The sequence below is a fragment of the Micromonospora sp. H61 genome (genome assembly GCF_018070325.1).
In the GTDB taxonomy this organism is placed as follows: Bacteria; Actinomycetota; Actinomycetes; order Mycobacteriales; family Micromonosporaceae; genus Micromonospora; species Micromonospora salmantinae.
Genome location: NZ_JAGPXY010000011.1, coordinates 100643 through 118349 on the forward strand (window position 1 = coordinate 100643; position 17707 = coordinate 118349).

A 17707-nucleotide genomic window follows, 5' to 3' on the forward strand; every position below is an offset into this window, starting at 1 on the left:
TCGGGACCGGGGAGACAACAGGCGTGGACCACACTTTCCAGGTCGACCTACGTGGCGTGGTTGACCTGCTCAGTCATCACCTCTACGGCAGCCCGCGGGTCTACGTCCGCGAGCTGCTCCAGAACGCGGTGGACGCGATCACCGCCCGACGCAGGACCGAGCCGGACGCGCCGGCGCTGGTACGCATCGAACCCCCGGACAGCACCGGCGACGGCACGCTACGGGTGCACGACACCGGCATCGGCCTGACCGAGGCGCAGGTGCACGAGCTGCTTGCCACCATCGGCCGCAGCTCGAAGCGCGACGAGCTTGGTTTCTCCCGGCACGAGTTCCTCGGCCAGTTCGGCATCGGTCTGCTGTCCTGCTTCCTGGTGGCCGACGAGATCCAGGTGCTCACCCGGCACGGCGACAACCCCACGGTTCGCTGGACCGGGTACGCCGACGGCCGCTACGCGGTGACGGTGGCCCCGCCGGAGGCCGCCCGCGCCGAGCCGGGCACCACCGTCACGCTGGTGCCCCGCCGCGACGCGGACCAGTGGTTCAGCACGGCGACCGTCACCGACCTGGCCCGGCTCTTCGGCGCGCTGCTGCCGGTCACCGTCCGCGTCGGCGACGTCGTCACCACCACCGGGGAACCGCCCTGGCCGACCACGCCGGGTGCGCCACTGGACCGCGCGGCGCTGATCCGGTACGCCCGGGAGACGCTCGGCGTGGACCCGTTCGACGTCCTGCCGCTGGCCGTGCCGGAGGCCGGGCTGACCGGTGTCGCCGTCATCCTGCCGACGCCGGTGAACCCGGCGGCCCGGGCCGGGCACCGCGTCTACCTCAAGCGGATGCTGCTCACCGAGAACGCCGACGGGCTGCTGCCGGAGTGGGCGTTCTTCGCGCACTGCGTGGTGGACGCGACCGAGCTGCGCCCGACCGCCAGCCGGGAGGCCCTCTACGAGGACACCCTGCTGACGGCGACCCGGGAGGCGCTCGGCGACCAGGTGCGCGGCTGGCTGGTCCGGTTGGCCCGGCACGACCCGCACCGGCTGGCCGAGTTCCTCCAGGTGCACCACCTCGGCGTGAAGGCCCTGGCGCTGCACGACGACGAGATGCTCCGGCTGGTCGACAGGTGGTGGCCCATGGACACCAACGTCGGCACGCTCACCCTCGCCGAGTTCCGGGAGCGCTACGGCGTGGTCCGCTACGCGGCGAGCCTTGACGAGTTCCGTCAGCTGGCCGCGGTCGCCGCCGCGCAGGACCTGGCGGTGGTCAACGCCGGCTACACGTACGACACCGAGCTGATCGAGCGGCTGCCGGTGGTGGACCGCTCGGTGCTCATCGAGCGGCTGGAGCCGAGCGACCTCACCACCCGGTTCGACGCGCTCGACCCGCAGGTGGAGTTGGCGCTGCGACAGTTCCTCACGGCAGCGCAGCGGGCCGTCGAGCGTTCCGGCTGCGAGGTGGTCATCCGGGCGTACGACCCGGTATCGCTGCCCGCGCTCTACCTGGTCAGCCGGTCGGCGGCGTTCAACGACCAGCTCGCCGCCAGCCGGGACCGGGCCGACGAACTGTGGGGTGGAGTGCTCGACGCGCTCGCCGCAACCGCCCCGCCGGACCGTCCGCAGTTGGTACTCAACCACCGCAACCCGCTGGTACGACGGGTGACCATGCTGAGCGACCCGGAGCTGGTCGGTCTGGCCATCGAGGCGCTGTACGGGCAGGCGCTGCTGCTCGGCCACCATCCGATCCGCGCCGCCGACGCGGCGTTGCTGAACGATTCCTTCCTCGGCCTGCTCGGCCGGGCTGTCCCGGGACGGGAGTGAGCATGAGCGACGAGGATCTGTGGCGGGTGCTGCGCGGCATCGCCGACATGCCGTACGGGGCGGGGCAGATCGCCGCGCTGGAGCAGCTGCTGCGTCGGGTGGACGCCGCCGACGATCGGCACCTTGCGTTCGTCACCCGGATGCAGGCCACCACCGGCTACATCTACGGCGGTGAGCCGGCCAAGTCCTTCGTGACCTTCTCCTGGTGCCTGTCCGAGTTCGACAGTGACCCGCAGCCGTACCACCAGCGTCACCTGCACAACCTGCTCTGGCACTTCAAGTACATGATCAACGGCCTGCTGAACTTCCCGGAGGTGCCGCTCGACCGCACGTACGCCGTGCTGGACGACATGGAACGCCGCTACCGGGCCGGCGGGCACAGCCTGCAGGCCGTGCACAAGCACCGGTTCCGGGTCGCCGACCACGTGGGCGACGTCGAGGCAGCGGCGCACTGGTACCGGCTCTGGCAGACCACCCCGCGCGACGGCCTGTCCGACTGCGCCGGTTGCGACCCCACGAGCCAGGTGGGCTACCTCGCCGACACCGGGCGGGACGTGGCGGCGGTGGAGCTGGCCGAGCCGGTGCTCGCCGGCCGGCTCAACTGCAACGAGCAGCCGCAGTCGATCCTCACCGCGCTGCTCCTGCCGTACCTGCGGACCGGGCGGACCGAGGAGGCGCGGGACGCGCACCGGGAGGCGTACCGCCGGCTGCGCGGCAACCTCGCCAACCTGTGGGACATCGCGGACCACGTCGAGTTCAGCACGCTGACCGGCAACGAGGCACGGGCTCTCGAGCTGGTCGAGCGGCACCTGGACTGGCTGGACCGGCCGCCGTCGCCGGCCGCCGCCATGCACTTCGCGGCGGCGGCTTCCGCCGCGCTGCGTCAGGCCGGCCCGTCGACCGTGTACCGCCGGGCCGCCGAGGGCCGGCCGGCCGCCGAGGTGTCGGCGGCGTCGTTGGCGGACGAGCTGGCCGAGACCGCGACCGGTCTGGCCGCCCGCTTCGACGCCCGTAACGGCACGAGCCACCAATCGGAGTGGATCGCCAGTCGGCTGGCCGTGCAGGCGAGCGGGGAGCATGTGCCGCTGTCCGCGAGCGTCCGCCGCCGCCCGGCCCGCCCGACCCGTCCGGTCGGGGAGGAGCCCGGCGCACCAGCGTCGTCCACCGAGCGCGCCGAGCGAGGGCGAAGCGGTAAGGGTGAACGACCCGCCGTGACCGTGCCCGCCGACGCCGGCCCGGACGATCTGCTGGACCTCGCCGAGCAGAGCTGGGGCCGGCACGACCGGGCCACCTTCCGCGCGGCACTCGTCGCCTTCGACGACCGGTTCGGCTCCGCCGAGCTGCCAGCCCGCACGTCCGCGCACCGGTTGGCGCTACGGGCGTCGGAGCGTGGCGACGAGGACGACATCGATGGTGCGATCACGCTGAATCGGGCGGCGTTGGAGCTGTACCGGGAGGCGGACGACGAGGTGGCCGCCCAGACGGTCGCCGGGCGGCTCGGCGTGTTGTTGACCCGGTCCGACGAGGACACCGAGGAGGGCCTGCTGCTGGTCCGGGAGGCGGCCGACGTCCTGGACCGGCTCGGCGACGCCCAGCAGCGGGCGGCCGGACACGACCGGGTGGCGTTGGTGCTGCTGCACCGAGAGCGTTGGGCGGACGCGCTCGCCGCGCTCGACCGGGTACCGGCCGACGCGGGCGGCGATCGGCACCTGGCGGCCCGGATCGCACTGCACCGGGGGCACCTGCTGGAGCAGTTGGACCGCGTCGACGAGGCCCGCGCCGCCGTCGACGAGGCACGCCGGAGCGGCCGTGAGTTGGGTGTCGGCGAGGTGGTCACGGGCGCCTGCCTGGCGTACGCCAGGCTGGTCGACGACCCGGCGGACGCCGTGGCCGCCTGCGACGAGGCGTTGGAGGCGGCACTGGCGGACGCGGAGCTGCCGGTCCGCGTCACCCGTGCCAGGGCGTTGCTGTCGGCCGGCCGGGCACCGGACGCGGTGGACGACTTCGTCGAGGCGGTGACGCTGTGCGTGGAGCGGGGCGCCGAGGGGGACGCGTTCCTGCGGTGGGAGCTGGCCAACGCGTACCGGATGGTGGGCCGGCTCGCCGAGGCCGCCGAGGTCGCCGAGGAGGCCGTGCTCGGCCTGGATCGGCTCGGCGCCCAGGCGGAGGCCGACCGCTGTCGGCACCTGCTGGCCGGCGTCTACGCCGGACTTGGTGAGATCGATCCCGCGTTGGCCCTGTTGGAGCAGTTGGCCAGCAATCTGGACGGACCGGACAACCTCCCGCACCGGGCACAGGTGCTGGAGGAGGCCGGCGGGATCCTCTACGACGCCGACCGGGACGCGGCGGCGGGCGAGCGGTTCGCCGCCGCGGCTGAGGCGTACCGGCTCGGTGACCTGCCGCTGGACGAGCTGCGTGCTCGCCGGCGGGAGACGTACGCCTGGTTCTGGGCCGACGACCGGGACGCGGCGTCGCGCGCCGTCGAGGTGGTGGACGGGTTGGCGGCGAAGCTGGCCGGGCAGGCCGAACCGCCGGTGCTGTACGAGCTGGCGATGGCGGCCGAGGCCGGAGCGCGGGTGCTCACCGGGGAGGAGCGACTGGACGAGGCCCTGGGCCGGCTCACCGGAGTGCCGGACCGGTTGCGCTCGATCGAGGCGTTCGGCGAGGCCGCCCAGGTGGAGGCCCTGATCGGTGAGTTGCTGCTGCGCCTGGACCGGCCGGCCGAGGCGGAGCCGCTGCTGCGCCGCGTACTCGGTGGGTTGCCGGCCGCGTCGCGGCAGGTCCGCCAGACGGCCTGGCTGCTGGCGCGGGCGCTGGATCTGCTCGATCGGCCCGCGGAAGCCGCAGCGCTGCGCGCGGAGCACGACCTGGACGAGGACGACTGACCTCGGTGGCCGCCCCTGGCCAGGTCAGGGGCGGCCGGGCCCGGGGCGGACGGAACTGACCGGCAACCATCGTGGGCTCCTCGCGGTCTAGGCTTGCCCGGTGACGGTGGAGCAGCAGGCACGGGGTGCGGCGGGTGCGGGCCGGCGCAGGTCCCGCAAGGACGAGATCCTGGAGATCGCGGTAGGTCTGTTCGCGGCGCGTGGTTATCACGGCGTGTCGATGGACGACATCGGCGCGGCCGCCGGGGTCACCGGTCCGGCGCTCTACCACCACTTCGCCGGCAAGGAAGCCATGCTGGCCGCCGCGCTGATTCCGGTCAGTGAGGGGTTGCTGGCCGGTGGGCGGGAACGCGCCGCCGGGCGTTCGGACGACCCGCGCGGCGTGCTGGAGTCGCTGATCGACTTCCACGTCGAGTTCGCGCTGGCCAACCCGGCGGTGATCGCGTTGCACCTGCACGAGCTGGACCGCCTGCCCGAGGAGCCGCGGCGCCGGATTCGTCGCCTGCAGCGGATGTACGTCGAGGAGTGGGTGACAGTGCTCACCGCGCTGCACCCGGGGATGCCCGACGGTGAGGCGCGGGTGCTCGCGCACGCCGCGTTCGGCCTGATGAACTCGACGCCGTTCCTCGGCGGTGAGGTGGACCGGCGACGCCGTGCCGAGCTGCTGCGCGGCGCGACGCTGGCCGCGCTGCTCGCCTGAGCCGACTCGTCAGAACCGTGCCGGTCATGATTCCCTGACATCGTCCCACCATCCGGACGCCGGGAGGAAACATGATCGAGTCACTGCTGGTCGCCAATCGGGGCGAGATCGCCCGCCGGATCATCCGGACCGCGAAGCGGCTCGGCATCCGCGTGATCGCTGTGCACTCGGAGGCCGACGCCGACCTGCCGTTCGTCGCGGAGGCGGACGAGGCGGTCCTCATCGGCCCACCGAACCCGGCGCTGAGCTACCGCAACACCGAGGCGATCCTCGCCGCCGCGAAGTCGACTGGTGCGCAGGCCATCCACCCCGGGTACGGCTTCCTGTCGGAGAACGCCGAGTTCGCCCGTACCGTCGAGGCGAGCGGCCTGATCTGGGTCGGACCCGACGCGGACGCGATCACCGCGATGGGCGACAAGATCAACGCCCGGAACCTGATGGCGGCGGCCGGTGTTCCGGTCGCGCCCGGCACCACCGACCCGGCCGCCGACCTGGACGCCGCCGTGACGGCCGCGGCCGAGATCGGCTACCCGGTGATGGTCAAGGCCGCCGCCGGCGGTGGCGGCATGGGCATGGGCGTGGCGGTCGACGAGGCCGCGCTGCGCACCGAGTACGACAAGGTGCGCGCGTTCGCCGAGCGGATGTTCGGCGACGGTTCGGTGTTGATCGAGCGGTACTTTCCCCGGGTACGGCACGTCGAGGTGCAGATCCTCGGCCTGGCCGACGGCCGGGTGGTGGCGCTCGGCGAGCGGGAGTGCTCGGTGCAGCGGCGCAACCAGAAGCTGGTCGAGGAGTCCCCGTCGCCGGCGGTCTCGCCGGAGCTGCGATCCCGGCTCCTGGCGGCGGCGGTGCGGGCCGGCGAGGCGGTCGGCTATCGCAACGCCGGCACCGTGGAGTGTCTGCTCGACGCAGCCACCGGCGAGTTCTTCTTTCTGGAGATGAACACGCGGTTGCAGGTGGAGCACCCGGTGACCGAGTACGTCTACGGCATCGACCTGGTCGAGGAGCAGTTGCGGGTGGCCTCCGGGTTGGCGCCGACGTTCGACCCGGACGCGTTGACCCCACGTGGCCACGCCGTCGAGATGCGGATCAACGCGGAGGACCCGAAGCGCTTCCTGCCCGGCCCGGGTGTGATCAGGACGTGGGTGGAGCCGACGGGCGAGGGCGTCCGGGTGGACTCCGGCTACACCGAGGGCAACACCGTCACCCCGTTCTACGACAGCCTGCTGGCCAAGCTGATCGTCAGCGGCGCGACCCGCGACGAGGCGCTCGATCGCGCAAAGGCAGCCGTCGCCGCCTTCCAGATCGAGGGTCCGAAGAACAACGTCCCCTTCTTCGCCGAGCTGCTGACCAACGACGAGTTCCTCTCCGGCGCCTACGACACGGGAATCGTCTCCCGCATGCGCTGACCGGCCAGCCGTCGACAGTCGTTCGGCGGCGAGGCAAGACTGGTTCGCGCGCCCTTTGCTCTGCTTACCTATACGCGCCAGCGGTTGTCCGGTGACGGACAGTTACCGTCGCATATAGGGCAGCAGAGCAAAGCGGCCGACATGCTGTCCCGATCCGACGTCACAGCGAGGTGACCGATGAGTCAATTGCCAGATTCCGTCTCCATTCGTGAGGTTGGGCCGCGGGACGGGTTGCAGAACGAGGACCCGATCCCGACCGACGCCAAGGTGCGGCTGCTCGACGCTCTCTCCGGCACCGGCGTACGCCGAATCGAGGCGGTGTCGTTCGTGCACCCCAGGGCGATCCCGCAGATGGCCGACGCCGACGAGGTGTGGCAGCGGGCGGTGAAGGCCGACGGAGTGCGGTACTCCGCGCTGGTGCCGAACACCCGGGGCGCCCAGCGGGCCCTCGCCGCCGGATTCACCGAGATCGAGGTGGTGGTCTCGGCCAGCGACACCCACAACCGGCGCAACGTCAACCGGTCCACCGACGAGTCGCTGGACGACATCGCCGAGCTGATCGACCTGCTGCACGGTGCGTCGGCGCGGGTCGAGGTGATCGTGGCGACCAGCTTCGGCTGCCCGTACGAGGGGGACATCGACCCGCAGCGGGTGGCCGCGATCGTGGACCGGGTCGTCCGCGACGGCGCGGACCGGGTCGCCTTCGGCGACACCACCGGCATGGGCACCCCACGTCGGGTCCGCGAGCTGCTGACCGCGGTACGCGACAGCAACGCGCACGTGCCGGTCCTGCTGCACTTCCACAACACCCGGGGTACGGCGCTGGCCAACCTGCTGACCGCGTTGGAGCTGGGGGTGACCGAGTTCGACGCCAGCGTCGGTGGCCTCGGTGGCTGCCCGTACGCGCCGGGAGCGAGCGGCAACCTGGCCACCGAGGAGGCCGTGCACATGCTGCACGACATGGGTATCGACACCGGCATCGACCTGCCGGCGCTCATCGAGGTGGCGGAGTTGGCCGAGGAGTTGCTCGGCAAGAAGCTGCCGTCCGGTGTGCTGCGGGCCGGTCCGCGTACCCGGCTGACGCCGCTGCCGAGCTGAGGACGCGACGAAGGGGCCGGCGCACCCGCCGGCCCCTTCCACGTGCCAGGTCGATCAGCTCACTGAGGTGAGCGCGCCCGGCCAGCTGTCGCGGAAGATGTCCGCGCTGCGGTCGGTGGCGCTGAACGTGCCGGCGAAGAGGTTGCTGACCCGGTTCGCCTCGGCGGTGCTCGGGTAGGCGTTGGTGCAGCTGGTGCCGGCGCTGCCGCCGGACATCAGCAGCGCGCAGTTTCCGTTGTAGTTGTCCGGCAGGCCGAGGATGTGCCCGATCTCATGGGTCATGATCCGCAGCACGCTGTACTGGGCGGCCTGCTGGGTGTCGATGTAGACCCGGCCGTTGCCGAGGCTGGTCCGCACGGCGTACGAGCCGCCGCCGGTGATCCGGTAGATGCGCAGGTTGGAGCCGCAGTTGGCGGAGAGCGTCAGGTTGACTGTGGCGTTGTTCCAGATCGAGGCGGCCTGGTTGGCGACGCTGGCGTAGCTTCCGGCCTGGCTGGTGTTGTAGCAGATGGTCATGGCGGCGGACGCGGGCGACGGGTTGGCGACCGTGATGCCGAGGGTGGCGAGTGTCGTCGCGAGCAACGCGACGGCGAGCCGATTGAGTCGTGAGGTCATCGCTGACTCCGATCTGGGAAGAGGGGTGCCAGGAGCCTAGCGATATGTATTCACGTTTTTCAATGTCTTGCTCTCGGCTTCACTGTCTGGTTCGCTCGTAGGTCGCCGGCAGCCGCACCAATGCGCTAGCCTAACGATCGTTCAGGTCAGTATGGCGGAGGAGTCGGCGTGACGCTCGACGGTGAGGCACTGGAGCAGCTGCGCAAGCGGGCCCGGTCCGGCGGCGCGGACAAGTACCACGCGGCCAACGCGGCCAAGGGCAAGCTCTTCGCCCGTGAACGGGTCGCGCTCCTGGTCGACGAGGGCTCGTTCGTCGAGGACGGCCTCTACGCCAACACGATGGCCGAGGGGCTGCCCGCCGACGGCGTGGTGACCGGCACCGCCACCATCGACGGCCGACAGGTCTGCCTGATGGCCAACGACTCCACAGTCAAGGCCGGCAGCTGGGGCGCCCGCACCGTCGAGAAGATCATCAGGATCATCGAGCGGGCGTACGGCGCCGGCGTGCCGATGGTCTACCTCGTCGACTCGGCCGGCGCCCGGATCACCGACCAGGTCGATCTCTTCCCCGGCCGGCGTGGCGCCGGCAAGATCTTCTGGAACCAGGTCCGCGCCTCGGGCTCGATCCCGCAGGTCTGTGCGCTGTTCGGCCCGAGCGCCGCCGGTGGGGCGTACATCCCGGCGTTCTGCGACGTGGTGGCGCTGGTCGACGGCAACGCCAGCATGTACCTCGGCTCCGACCGGATGGTCGAGATGGTCACCGGCGAGAAGACCACCCTGGAGGCGATGGGCGGGGCGAAGGTGCACACCGCCGAATCCGGCGTGGGGCACTTCCTCTGCAAGACCGAGGCCGACGCGCTCGACGTCGTGAAGACCTACCTGTCGTACCTGCCGGCGAACTGGACGCAGGGGCCGCCGACCGCACCGGCGGTCGCCGCGCCCGCGAAGGCCGACCTGGCCGCACTGGTGCCGGCCAGTGAGCGGCAGGCGTTCGACATGCGGCGGTACGTCAAGGGCCTGCTCGACGAGGGTTCCTTCTTCGAGATCCAGGCGCTCTGGGCCAAGGAGTTGACCATCGGCTTCGGCCGTCTCGACGGTCAGGTCGTCGGCGTGGTCGGCAACAACTCGATGTTCAAGGGCGGCGTGCTCTTCGTCGACTCGGCCGACAAGGCCACCCGGTTCGTGCAGCTCTGCGACGCGTTCAACGTGCCGCTGCTGTTCCTCAGCGACGTGCCCGGCTTCATGGTCGGCAGCGCCGTGGAGAAGCAGGGCATCATCCGGCACGGCGCCAAGATGATCACCGCGATCTCCGAGGCGACAGTGCCGAAGATCTGCGTCGTGGTCCGCAAGGCGTACGGCGCCGGTCTCTACGCGATGGCCGGCCCCGGGTTCGAGCCGGACGCGACGATCGCACTGCCGACCGCGAAGATCGCCGTGATGGGCGCCGAGGCTGCCGTGAACGCGGTCTACGCCAACAAGATCGCCGCCATTGCGGACGAGGACGAGCGGGCGGCCTTCGTCGCCGCCAAGCGGGCCGAGTACGAGCAGGACATCGACGTCGTCCGGCTGGCCAGCGAGCTGGTGGTGGACGCCATCGTCGAGCCGCACGACCTGCGCACCGAGCTGGTCCGTCGATTCGCGGCGGCGCGTACCAAGGATCGGCACTTCTCCCGCCGTCGGCACGGCGTCACCCCGGTCTGATCATCGGCTCAGGCCCGCACAGCGACCCGCCCCCGGCGTCACGAGCGCCGAGGCGGACCGTCCTTACAGGAGGATGAGATGGACTTCCGGCTCACCGACGAACAAGCGGCGCTGCGCGAGAGCGTGCGGGAATTCGCCCGCGAGGTGATCGCCCCGGTCATCGCCGAGCACTACGAGCAGCACACCTTCCCCTACGAGGTGATCCGGCAGATGGGCAAGATGGGCCTGTTCGGTCTGCCCTTCGCCGAGGAGCACGGCGGCATGGGCGGCGACTACTTCGCGCTCTGCCTGGCCCTGGAGGAGTTGGCCCGGGTCGATTCCAGCGTGGCCATCACGTTGGAGGCGGCGGTCTCACTGGGCGCGATGCCGATCTACCGCTTCGGCACCGAGGAGCAGAAGGCGACCTGGCTGCCCCGGCTGCTCAGCGGCGAGGCGCTGGCCGGCTTCGGTCTCACCGAGCCGGGCACCGGCTCGGACGCCGCCGGCACGCAGACCCGGGCGGTGCTGGACGGCGACGAGTGGGTGATCAACGGGTCGAAGGCGTTCATCACCAACTCGGGGACCGACATCACGGCCATGGTCACTGTCACAGCGGTGACCGGCACGAACCCGGACGGCTCCAAGGAGTTGTCGGCGATCATCGTGCCGACCGGCACGCCCGGGTTCGCCGTCGCGCCCGGATATTCCAAGGTGGGCTGGACCGCCTCGGACACCCACGAGCTGACCTTCGACGACTGCCGGGTGCCGGCCGCCAACCTGCTGGGCGCCCGGGGTCGGGGTTTCGCGCAGTTCCTGCGGATCCTCGACGAGGGCCGGATCGCCATCGCCGCGCTCGCCGTCGGCCTCGCGCAGGGCTGTGTCGACGAGTCGATCAAGTACGCGAAGGAGCGGCACGCCTTCGGTCAGCCGATCGGCGCCAACCAGGCCATCCAGTTCAAGATCGCCGACATGGAGCTGAAGGCACACACCGCTCGCCTGGCGTACTACGACGCCGCCGCACGGATGCTGGCCGGTGAGCCGTTCAAGCGGCAGGCGGCCATCGCCAAACTGCACGCCAGCACGATCGCTGTGGACAACGCCCGGGAGGCCACCCAGATCCACGGCGGGTACGGCTTCATGAACGAGTACCCGGTGGCCCGGTTCTGGCGAGACTCCAAGATCCTGGAGATCGGCGAGGGCACGAGTGAGGTGCAGCGCATGATCATCGCTCGGGATCTGGGCCTCTGAGTGGCCCAGCCGAACTGATCGGCCGGTCGTCCCGGACGGACTGTCCGTACGGCTGTCGGGTTTCGGCGAGCGGGCGTCAGTAGCCCGACGTTCGACTGCCGACGGTCGGAGTCCATCCGTACTCTTCGTGCCCATGACTCCGGATCATGACTGGTCGCGGAGCCCGGCCGGACGTACCACTCTGCCGGAGCTGCTCCGCGGGCATCGACGCGCCGCCGGCCTCACCCAGGCCGAGCTGGCGTCCCGGGCCGGGGTGGGTGTGCGGACGGTGCGTGACCTGGAGCGTGGCCGGTCGATCCGCCCACAACGCACCACTGTCGAGCTGCTCGCCGGGGCGCTGGCGCTGACCGGCACCAGCCGGGCGGTGTTCCTGGCCGCGGCCCGCGGTGCCGGTGCCGAAGCGGCCTCGCCGGACGCCACCTCGACGGCGTTCGCGGTCGGCGGCAACGCCACGTCGGCGGCCGCACCCGCCGACCCTTCGGTCGCGCTCCCGCCGCCGGTCGCGTTGATCGGCCGGGAGCGCGACCTCACCGAGCTGGCCGGGATGCTGACCGCGGAGCGAGGGCCCCGGTTGGTGAGCCTCGTCGGGTTGGCCGGCGTCGGCAAGACCGCCCTGGCGACGTCGGTGGCGCACCTGGTGGCCGCCGCCCACCCGGCCGGTGTCGCCGGGGTGCTGGTGGGCGAGGGCGCGGACGGTCCGGACGTGCTCGCCGCATCGATGTCAGTGCTCGGCGTGGCGCGCCTGCCCGAACTCGTGGCGTTGCTCGCCGGGCGGCCGACGCTGCTGGTGATGGACGCGGTGGAGCGCGCCCCGGGCCCGGTGGCCGCGACAGTGCACCGGTTGCTCGGCGCGCTGCCCTCGCTGCGGGTGCTGGTCACCGGGCGACACCCGGTCGGGTTGCCAGGCGAGCGGGTCTGGCCGGTCGCGCCGCTCGACGTGCCACCACCGGAGGCCGAGCACTCCGGACTCGAATCGTGGCCGGCGGTGGCGTTGTTCACCGCCCGGCTCGCCCAGGTCCGCCGTGAGCCACCCACCCCCGTCGAGCTGCCCGCGCTCGCCGCGTTGGTGCGCCGGTTGGGCGGGCTGCCGTTGGCCATCGAGCTGATGGCCGCCCGGGGCCGTCTCCTCGACCTCACCGAACTGCTCGACCGGTACGGCGACCGGGTGCTCGACCTGGCCACTCCCGCCGACGCGTCCGCCCACCCGGCCTGGGACGCACCGGAGGCTCTCGGCAGTCGGACGAGCGGACCCGACACCCGTGCGGCGGCCTCGGTCGCCGTTACCCTGCGGGACGCGGTGGCGTTCAGCTACCGCCTGTTGGCGTCGGACGAGCAGGCCGCGCTGCGGCAGCTGGCCGTCTTCGGTAACCGGTGGTCGGTCGAGTTGGCCGAGGAGATGCTCGCCGACGAGGCCGACCGGGACGGCGCGGTGGCGATCGACCCGGTTCCACTGTTGGACCGCTTCGTCGAGTTGGGGCTGCTGAGCGTACGCGGCACCGGGTCGTTCCGGTTCCGGCTGCTCGACGCGGTCCGTGACTACGCCGTCGAGCAGGCGGCCGGTGGAGGTGAGCTGACCTGTATCCGGCGTCGACACGCGGAGGTCATCGCGCGCCTGGTGGCCCGTACCGCCAGCGACCTGATCGGCCCACGGCTACCTGACGCGGTGCACCGACTGGACGAGATGAGCAGTGACATCAGCTCGTCGTTGGCCCACGCGGCTACCGACGACCCGTTGACCGCGCTACGGCTGGCGGCCTGTCTGACCCGCTGGTGGCGGTTCCGCGGACGCGACGTCGCCGGGCGGCAGTGGCTGCGGCGGCTGCTGGCGGACCCGCGGACCGCCGACGCCGATCCTCTTCTGCGTGGCTGGGCCGCACTCGGGGTCGCCCGGCTGGCGACGGAGCACGGCGCGGGTGCCGAGGAGTTGTCGACGGCCCGTGCGGCGTTGGACACGTTCCGGCAGGCCGGCGACGTCACGGGGGAGTTGGAGGCGCGAAACGTGCTCGGCACCCTGCTGATCTCCGTGGGGCGGCAGGACGAGGCTCGCGAGCAGGCCGAGGCGCTGCTGCGGTTGGCAGCCCGCAACGGGCGGACCCGGGACCTGGCGGTGGCCCAGAACAGCCTCGCCTGGCACGAGATCCGCGCGGGCGATCTGGCTGCGGCCCGCCGCCGGCTCGCCGCGGTGGACCGACTCGCCGCCGAGAGTGGGGAGCAGCGACTGCGGGTGCTGGGCTGGGCCAATCGAGCCGAGGTCGCCCGACTGGAGGGCTGGTACGCGGACGCCATCGATCGTGGCCGGCGGGCGATCGCGGCCCTGTCCGAGCTGGGTGATCCCGGGCGTCGCCGTCGGGTACTCGGGACCGTCGGGCTGGCGCTCGCCCAGGATGGGCGGGCCGCGGAGGCGACCGAGGTGCTGACCGAGTTGCGCGCCGGGGGCATGGAGGCCCTGCCGGCGCGGCCGGCCGTCCCGCGACCGCGCTCGGACGACGCGGCGCTGGCCTGGGGTGGCCCGGAGGCCGGGCTCTGTGCGCTGATCGAGGGGAACCTGGCGCTGCACCGGGGCGACCGGGAGTTGGCTGCCGAGTGGTTCGCGGCCGCCGCCGACCATGCGGGGCAGGATCGCCGCGACGTGGTGGAGGCGCTGGTCGGGCTGGCTGCGAGCACCGCGGACCCGTCGGTGCTCGATCGACTGGACCGGGTCTGTGTGGAGGGCGGCATCCGGCTGTTGCCGCAGGAGTCGGGCCTGCTCTACGCGCTGATCGCCGCCCGGGGCGGACCGGCTCGGTAGTCTGCGCTTTCTCCGAGTCGATCGCGACGGGAGAGTGGCGCGGACGAAGAGCCCCCTTGGTGCTACCCCTCGCTGATCGCCCGCGCCGTCACCCCCCGGTGATCCCCGGTGCAGGAAGCCTGCCACCGATGCGGTGGCAGAAAGTCGGCTTGGACCGAATCCTCCAGCTTGGCTGGGTCAGTTCTGCCGGTCTTTCTGCCGCTGCCGCCGCCCGACGGCGGGTGCTGATCAGTGCCGTCGGGTGGCGTTGTCGGTGGCGGCGACCTGCTCCGGGCTGACGTCGTCACTGCCTGCGGTGGCGCACGGATGCGCGGCGTCGCGGACCCGCCGCAACCCGTCGAGGAGGGCCGCCAGCGCATCGGGGTCGAGCTGCCCGGTGAACCACTGCTCGATCATCTGCAGATGCCCGGGCAGCGTCTCGTTCAGACGTTGCATCCCGGCGGCGGTGACCACCGCGTACGAGCTGCGTCGGTCGTTCGGGCAGGCCCGGCGGGTGAGCAACCCGTCGCGCTCCATCCGGTCGACCACCCGGGTCACTCCGCTGGTCGACAGGGAGGTCTGTGCGGCGAGGTCGGTCATGCGTAGTTGGTTGCCCGGCGAGCGGGCCAGTCGGGTGATGACCTCGAACTCGACCGCGGAGAGGCCGTGTTCCTCGAGTTGGGCGTTGAACCGGGCTGACAGCCCGGCGTGTGCCTCGAAGAGCAGGCCGACGGCGGTGATCCGGGGATCGTCGAAGACGTTGGTCACCCGTTCATCATACCAGTGCTTGACACGGGGAATGTTGCAACAGTTATAGTTGCTCAAGCAGTCGTTGGGCTACTAAACAATCTCCTGGAGGACAGCACCATGACCAGCAGCATCGATGCGGTTACCCGCGACTGGGACAGCCTCACCATCCCGGCGGCCGGCACCTACGCGCTCGACGTGGCGCACAAGCGGGTCGGCTTCGTTGCCCGGCACATGATGGTGAGCAAGGTTCGCGGTGAGTTCAACGAGGCCACCGCCACCATCACCGTCGCCGAGGACCCGCTGCAGTCGTCGGTCGTCGCCACCATTCAGGCCGCCAGCGTCGACACCACCCAGGCCGACCGGGACGCTCACCTGCGCAGCCCCGAGTTCCTGGACGCCGAGAAGTTCCCGACGCTCGAGTTCCGCAGCACCGGGGTCAAGTCCCGTCGCGGCAGCGAGTTCGTGCTCACCGGTGAGCTGACCATCAAGGACGTCACCCGCCCGGTCGAGCTGGAGGTGGAGTTCGAGGGTGTCGGCCGGAGCCCGTTCGGCCAGGACATCTTCGGCTTCTCCGCGAGCACCGAGATCGACCGCGAGGAGTTCGGCCTGACCTGGAACGTCGCCCTGGAGACCGGGGGCGTGCTGGTCAGCCGCAAGATCAAGATCGAGATCGAGGGCGAGGCCGTCCGTCAGGCCTGATCCCCAGGGATCGCCGGAGGGCCAGGTGGGGGAATCCTCCCGGCGATCCGGTACGCAGGGCCCGCGCCGCACGTCGGCGCGGGCCCTGCGTCGTTCCCGCTGGTGGTAATTGTCACGGGTTGTTCGCACCGCAATCGGGTCCAGTCGGTCGACGACGGGGTACAGATGGCGCCACGAGCGCGTCCTCCCGGTCGACGTCGCATCACTGCCGTCGGCCTCTGGCCCCGGTCAGGTGGGCGCTCTTACCGTGGATGCTTCACAAAGCGCTTCCGGGACGGCATGATCCCGACCGCGCCGGCCGTCGGGAGGACACATGGGCAGGGACGTCTCAGAGGGCGCCTTCACCCGGGATGATCGCGTCCGATATCGGCAGAAGGTGCGGCGGTGCCTGGACGTCTTCGCCCTGATGCTTGACGACTTCGGCTTCGACGCCGACCGGCCGATGACCGGCCTGGAGATCGAACTCAACCTGGTCGACTCGGCCGCCGAGCCGGCGATGCGCAACGAGGAGATCCTCGCCGACATCGCGGACCCCCTCTTCCAGACCGAGTTGGGGCAGTTCAACCTGGAGCTCAACGCCGAGCCCCGACTGATCGAGGGCACCGGCTTCGCCGACTACGAGCACGACCTGCGCGGCAGCCTCTCCCGGGCCGACGAGCGTGCCGCCAGGTCCGACGCGAAGATCGTCCTGGTCGGCATCCTGCCCACCCTCACCGAGGGGCACCTGGTCGAGGACAACCTCTCCACCAACGAGCGTTACCGGGTGCTCAACGACCAGATCGTCGGCGCCCGGGGCGAGGACATCGAGCTGGACATTCGCGGCGTCGAGCAGTTGCGCACGCACACCGACTCGATCGCCCCCGAGGCCGCCTGTACGAGCCTCCAGTTCCACCTCCAGGTCGCCCCGGACAGCTTCGCCGACTACTGGAACGCGTCCCAGGCCATCGCCGGCGTGCAGGTGGCGGTCGGGGCGAACAGCCCCTTCCTGTACGGCCGCCAACTGTGGGCCGAAACGCGGATCGCGTTGTTCCAGCAGGCCACCGACACCCGCCCGGACGAGCTGAAGGCCCAGGGCGTACGGCCGCGGGTGTGGTTCGGCGAACGGTGGATCACCTCGATCTTCGACCTGTTCGAGGAGAACGTCCGGTACTTCCCGCCGCTGCTGCCGATCTGCGAGGACGAGGACCCGGTGGAGGTCCTGCACGCCGGTGGTGTGCCACAGCTCGGGGAGCTGCGGTTGCACAACGGCACCGTCTACCGCTGGAACCGTCCGGTCTACGACATCATGAACGACCGTCCCCACCTGCGGGTGGAGAACCGGGTGCTGCCGGCCGGTCCGACCGTGGTGGACATGCTGGCCAACGCGGCCTTCTACTTCGGGCTGGTACGCGGTCTGGCCGAGGCCGACCGACCGATCTGGAGTCAACTCACCTTCAGCTCCGCCGAGGAGAACTTCCACGCCGCCGCCCGACGTGGCCTCGACGCCGTGCTGCACTGGCCCGGGCTCGGCGACGTGCCGGTCACCAAGCTGGTCCTGGACCAGCTGCTGCCCACCGCCGCCACCGGCCTGGACGGTTTCGGTGTCGCCCCGGCGCAGCGGGACCGGCTGCTCGGCATCATCGAGCAGCGCTGCCGTACCGGCCGCAACGGCGCCGTCTGGCAGACCGAGGCGGTCTGGGCGGCGGAGCGGCACCAGGGCATGGACCGGACGGCCGCGCTACACCACATGGTCCAGCGCTACGCCGAACTCCAGCGCACCAACCAACCCGTCCACACCTGGCCAACCACCTGACCCCACCCACCCAAACCCCCACCCCGAACGCGTTGATCATGAAGTTATTGCCATGACACGCCGAGTGAGGTGGCAATAACTTCATGATCAAGAGGGTGGTTCGGGGGGCCAGGGTGGGTTGGGGGTGGGGTGGACCTAGTCGGGGGTGGGGCGGGTGGGGCGGCGGGCTGCTCGGGTGCGCCGGCTGGTGGCGGTAAGGTCCGCTGCCGGTGTGGCTTCGGTGGGTCGACCGGCCGGATCGGCGAGGTCGGGG

12 protein-coding genes are annotated in these 17707 nt (G+C 71.3%); 10 read left to right on the forward strand and 2 right to left on the reverse strand.

Annotated elements, in window-relative coordinates; genetic code table 11:
- Nucleotides 1-23: 23 nt before the first annotated feature.
- From KBX08_RS08605 to KBX08_RS08625, 5 genes are all read left to right on the forward strand, one after another.
- On the forward strand, nucleotides 24-1811 hold the full coding sequence (locus KBX08_RS08605) for an HSP90 family protein (RefSeq protein ID WP_210782162.1): 1788 nt from the start codon (nucleotides 24-26) through the stop codon (nucleotides 1809-1811).
- Nucleotides 1812-1813: 2 nt separating this feature from the next.
- Nucleotides 1814-4696, forward strand: a complete 2883-nt coding sequence (locus KBX08_RS08610) for a hypothetical protein (RefSeq protein ID WP_210782164.1) — start codon at nucleotides 1814-1816, stop codon at nucleotides 4694-4696.
- Nucleotides 4697-4796: 100 nt separating this feature from the next.
- Entirely contained in the window at nucleotides 4797-5396 is a 600-nt protein-coding gene (locus KBX08_RS08615) for a TetR/AcrR family transcriptional regulator (RefSeq protein WP_210782166.1), read from the forward strand.
- 71 nt (nucleotides 5397-5467) lie between these two features.
- Nucleotides 5468-6805, forward strand: a complete 1338-nt coding sequence (locus KBX08_RS08620; protein WP_210782168.1) for an acetyl/propionyl/methylcrotonyl-CoA carboxylase subunit alpha — start codon at nucleotides 5468-5470, stop codon at nucleotides 6803-6805.
- A 177-nt stretch (nucleotides 6806-6982) separates the two neighbouring features.
- A complete protein-coding gene (locus KBX08_RS08625) occupies nucleotides 6983-7903 on the forward strand; it encodes a hydroxymethylglutaryl-CoA lyase (RefSeq protein ID WP_210782170.1) in 921 nt (306 codons plus the stop codon).
- A 54-nt stretch (nucleotides 7904-7957) separates the two neighbouring features.
- Here the strand turns inward: KBX08_RS08625 and KBX08_RS08630 are convergent, their stop codons facing one another.
- Nucleotides 7958-8518, reverse strand: coding sequence for a snapalysin family zinc-dependent metalloprotease (locus tag KBX08_RS08630; RefSeq protein ID WP_210782173.1), 561 nt, complete (start codon nucleotides 8516-8518; stop codon nucleotides 7958-7960).
- Between the two features lie 168 nt (nucleotides 8519-8686).
- Here KBX08_RS08630 and KBX08_RS08635 point away from each other — a divergent pair, with 168 nt between their 5' ends.
- The 3 genes from KBX08_RS08635 (at nucleotide 8687) to KBX08_RS08645 (ending at nucleotide 14234) form a co-directional block, all read left to right on the forward strand.
- On the forward strand, nucleotides 8687-10219 hold the full coding sequence (locus KBX08_RS08635) for an acyl-CoA carboxylase subunit beta (RefSeq protein WP_210782174.1): 1533 nt from the start codon (nucleotides 8687-8689) through the stop codon (nucleotides 10217-10219).
- Between the two features lie 78 nt (nucleotides 10220-10297).
- Nucleotides 10298-11446, forward strand: a complete 1149-nt coding sequence (locus tag KBX08_RS08640) for an acyl-CoA dehydrogenase family protein (protein ID WP_210782176.1) — start codon at nucleotides 10298-10300, stop codon at nucleotides 11444-11446.
- 133 nt (nucleotides 11447-11579) lie between these two features.
- Complete coding sequence (locus KBX08_RS08645; RefSeq protein WP_210782178.1) at nucleotides 11580-14234, forward strand: helix-turn-helix domain-containing protein; 2655 nt, start codon at nucleotides 11580-11582, stop codon at nucleotides 14232-14234.
- A 228-nt stretch (nucleotides 14235-14462) separates the two neighbouring features.
- On the opposite strand, the gene KBX08_RS08650 is transcribed toward KBX08_RS08645, so the two are convergent.
- Nucleotides 14463-14981 (reverse strand): MarR family winged helix-turn-helix transcriptional regulator, encoded by a 519-nt coding sequence (locus KBX08_RS08650; protein WP_210782180.1) that lies wholly within the window; start codon nucleotides 14979-14981, stop codon nucleotides 14463-14465.
- A gap of 99 nt (nucleotides 14982-15080) precedes the next feature.
- Here KBX08_RS08650 and KBX08_RS08655 point away from each other — a divergent pair, with 99 nt between their 5' ends.
- Both KBX08_RS08655 and KBX08_RS08660 read left to right on the forward strand, forming a co-directional pair.
- Nucleotides 15081-15662, forward strand: coding sequence for a YceI family protein (locus tag KBX08_RS08655; RefSeq protein WP_210782182.1), 582 nt, complete (start codon nucleotides 15081-15083; stop codon nucleotides 15660-15662).
- A gap of 313 nt (nucleotides 15663-15975) precedes the next feature.
- A complete protein-coding gene (locus KBX08_RS08660; protein ID WP_210782184.1) occupies nucleotides 15976-17454 on the forward strand; it encodes a glutamate--cysteine ligase in 1479 nt (492 codons plus the stop codon).
- Nucleotides 17455-17707: the final 253 nt, after the last annotated feature.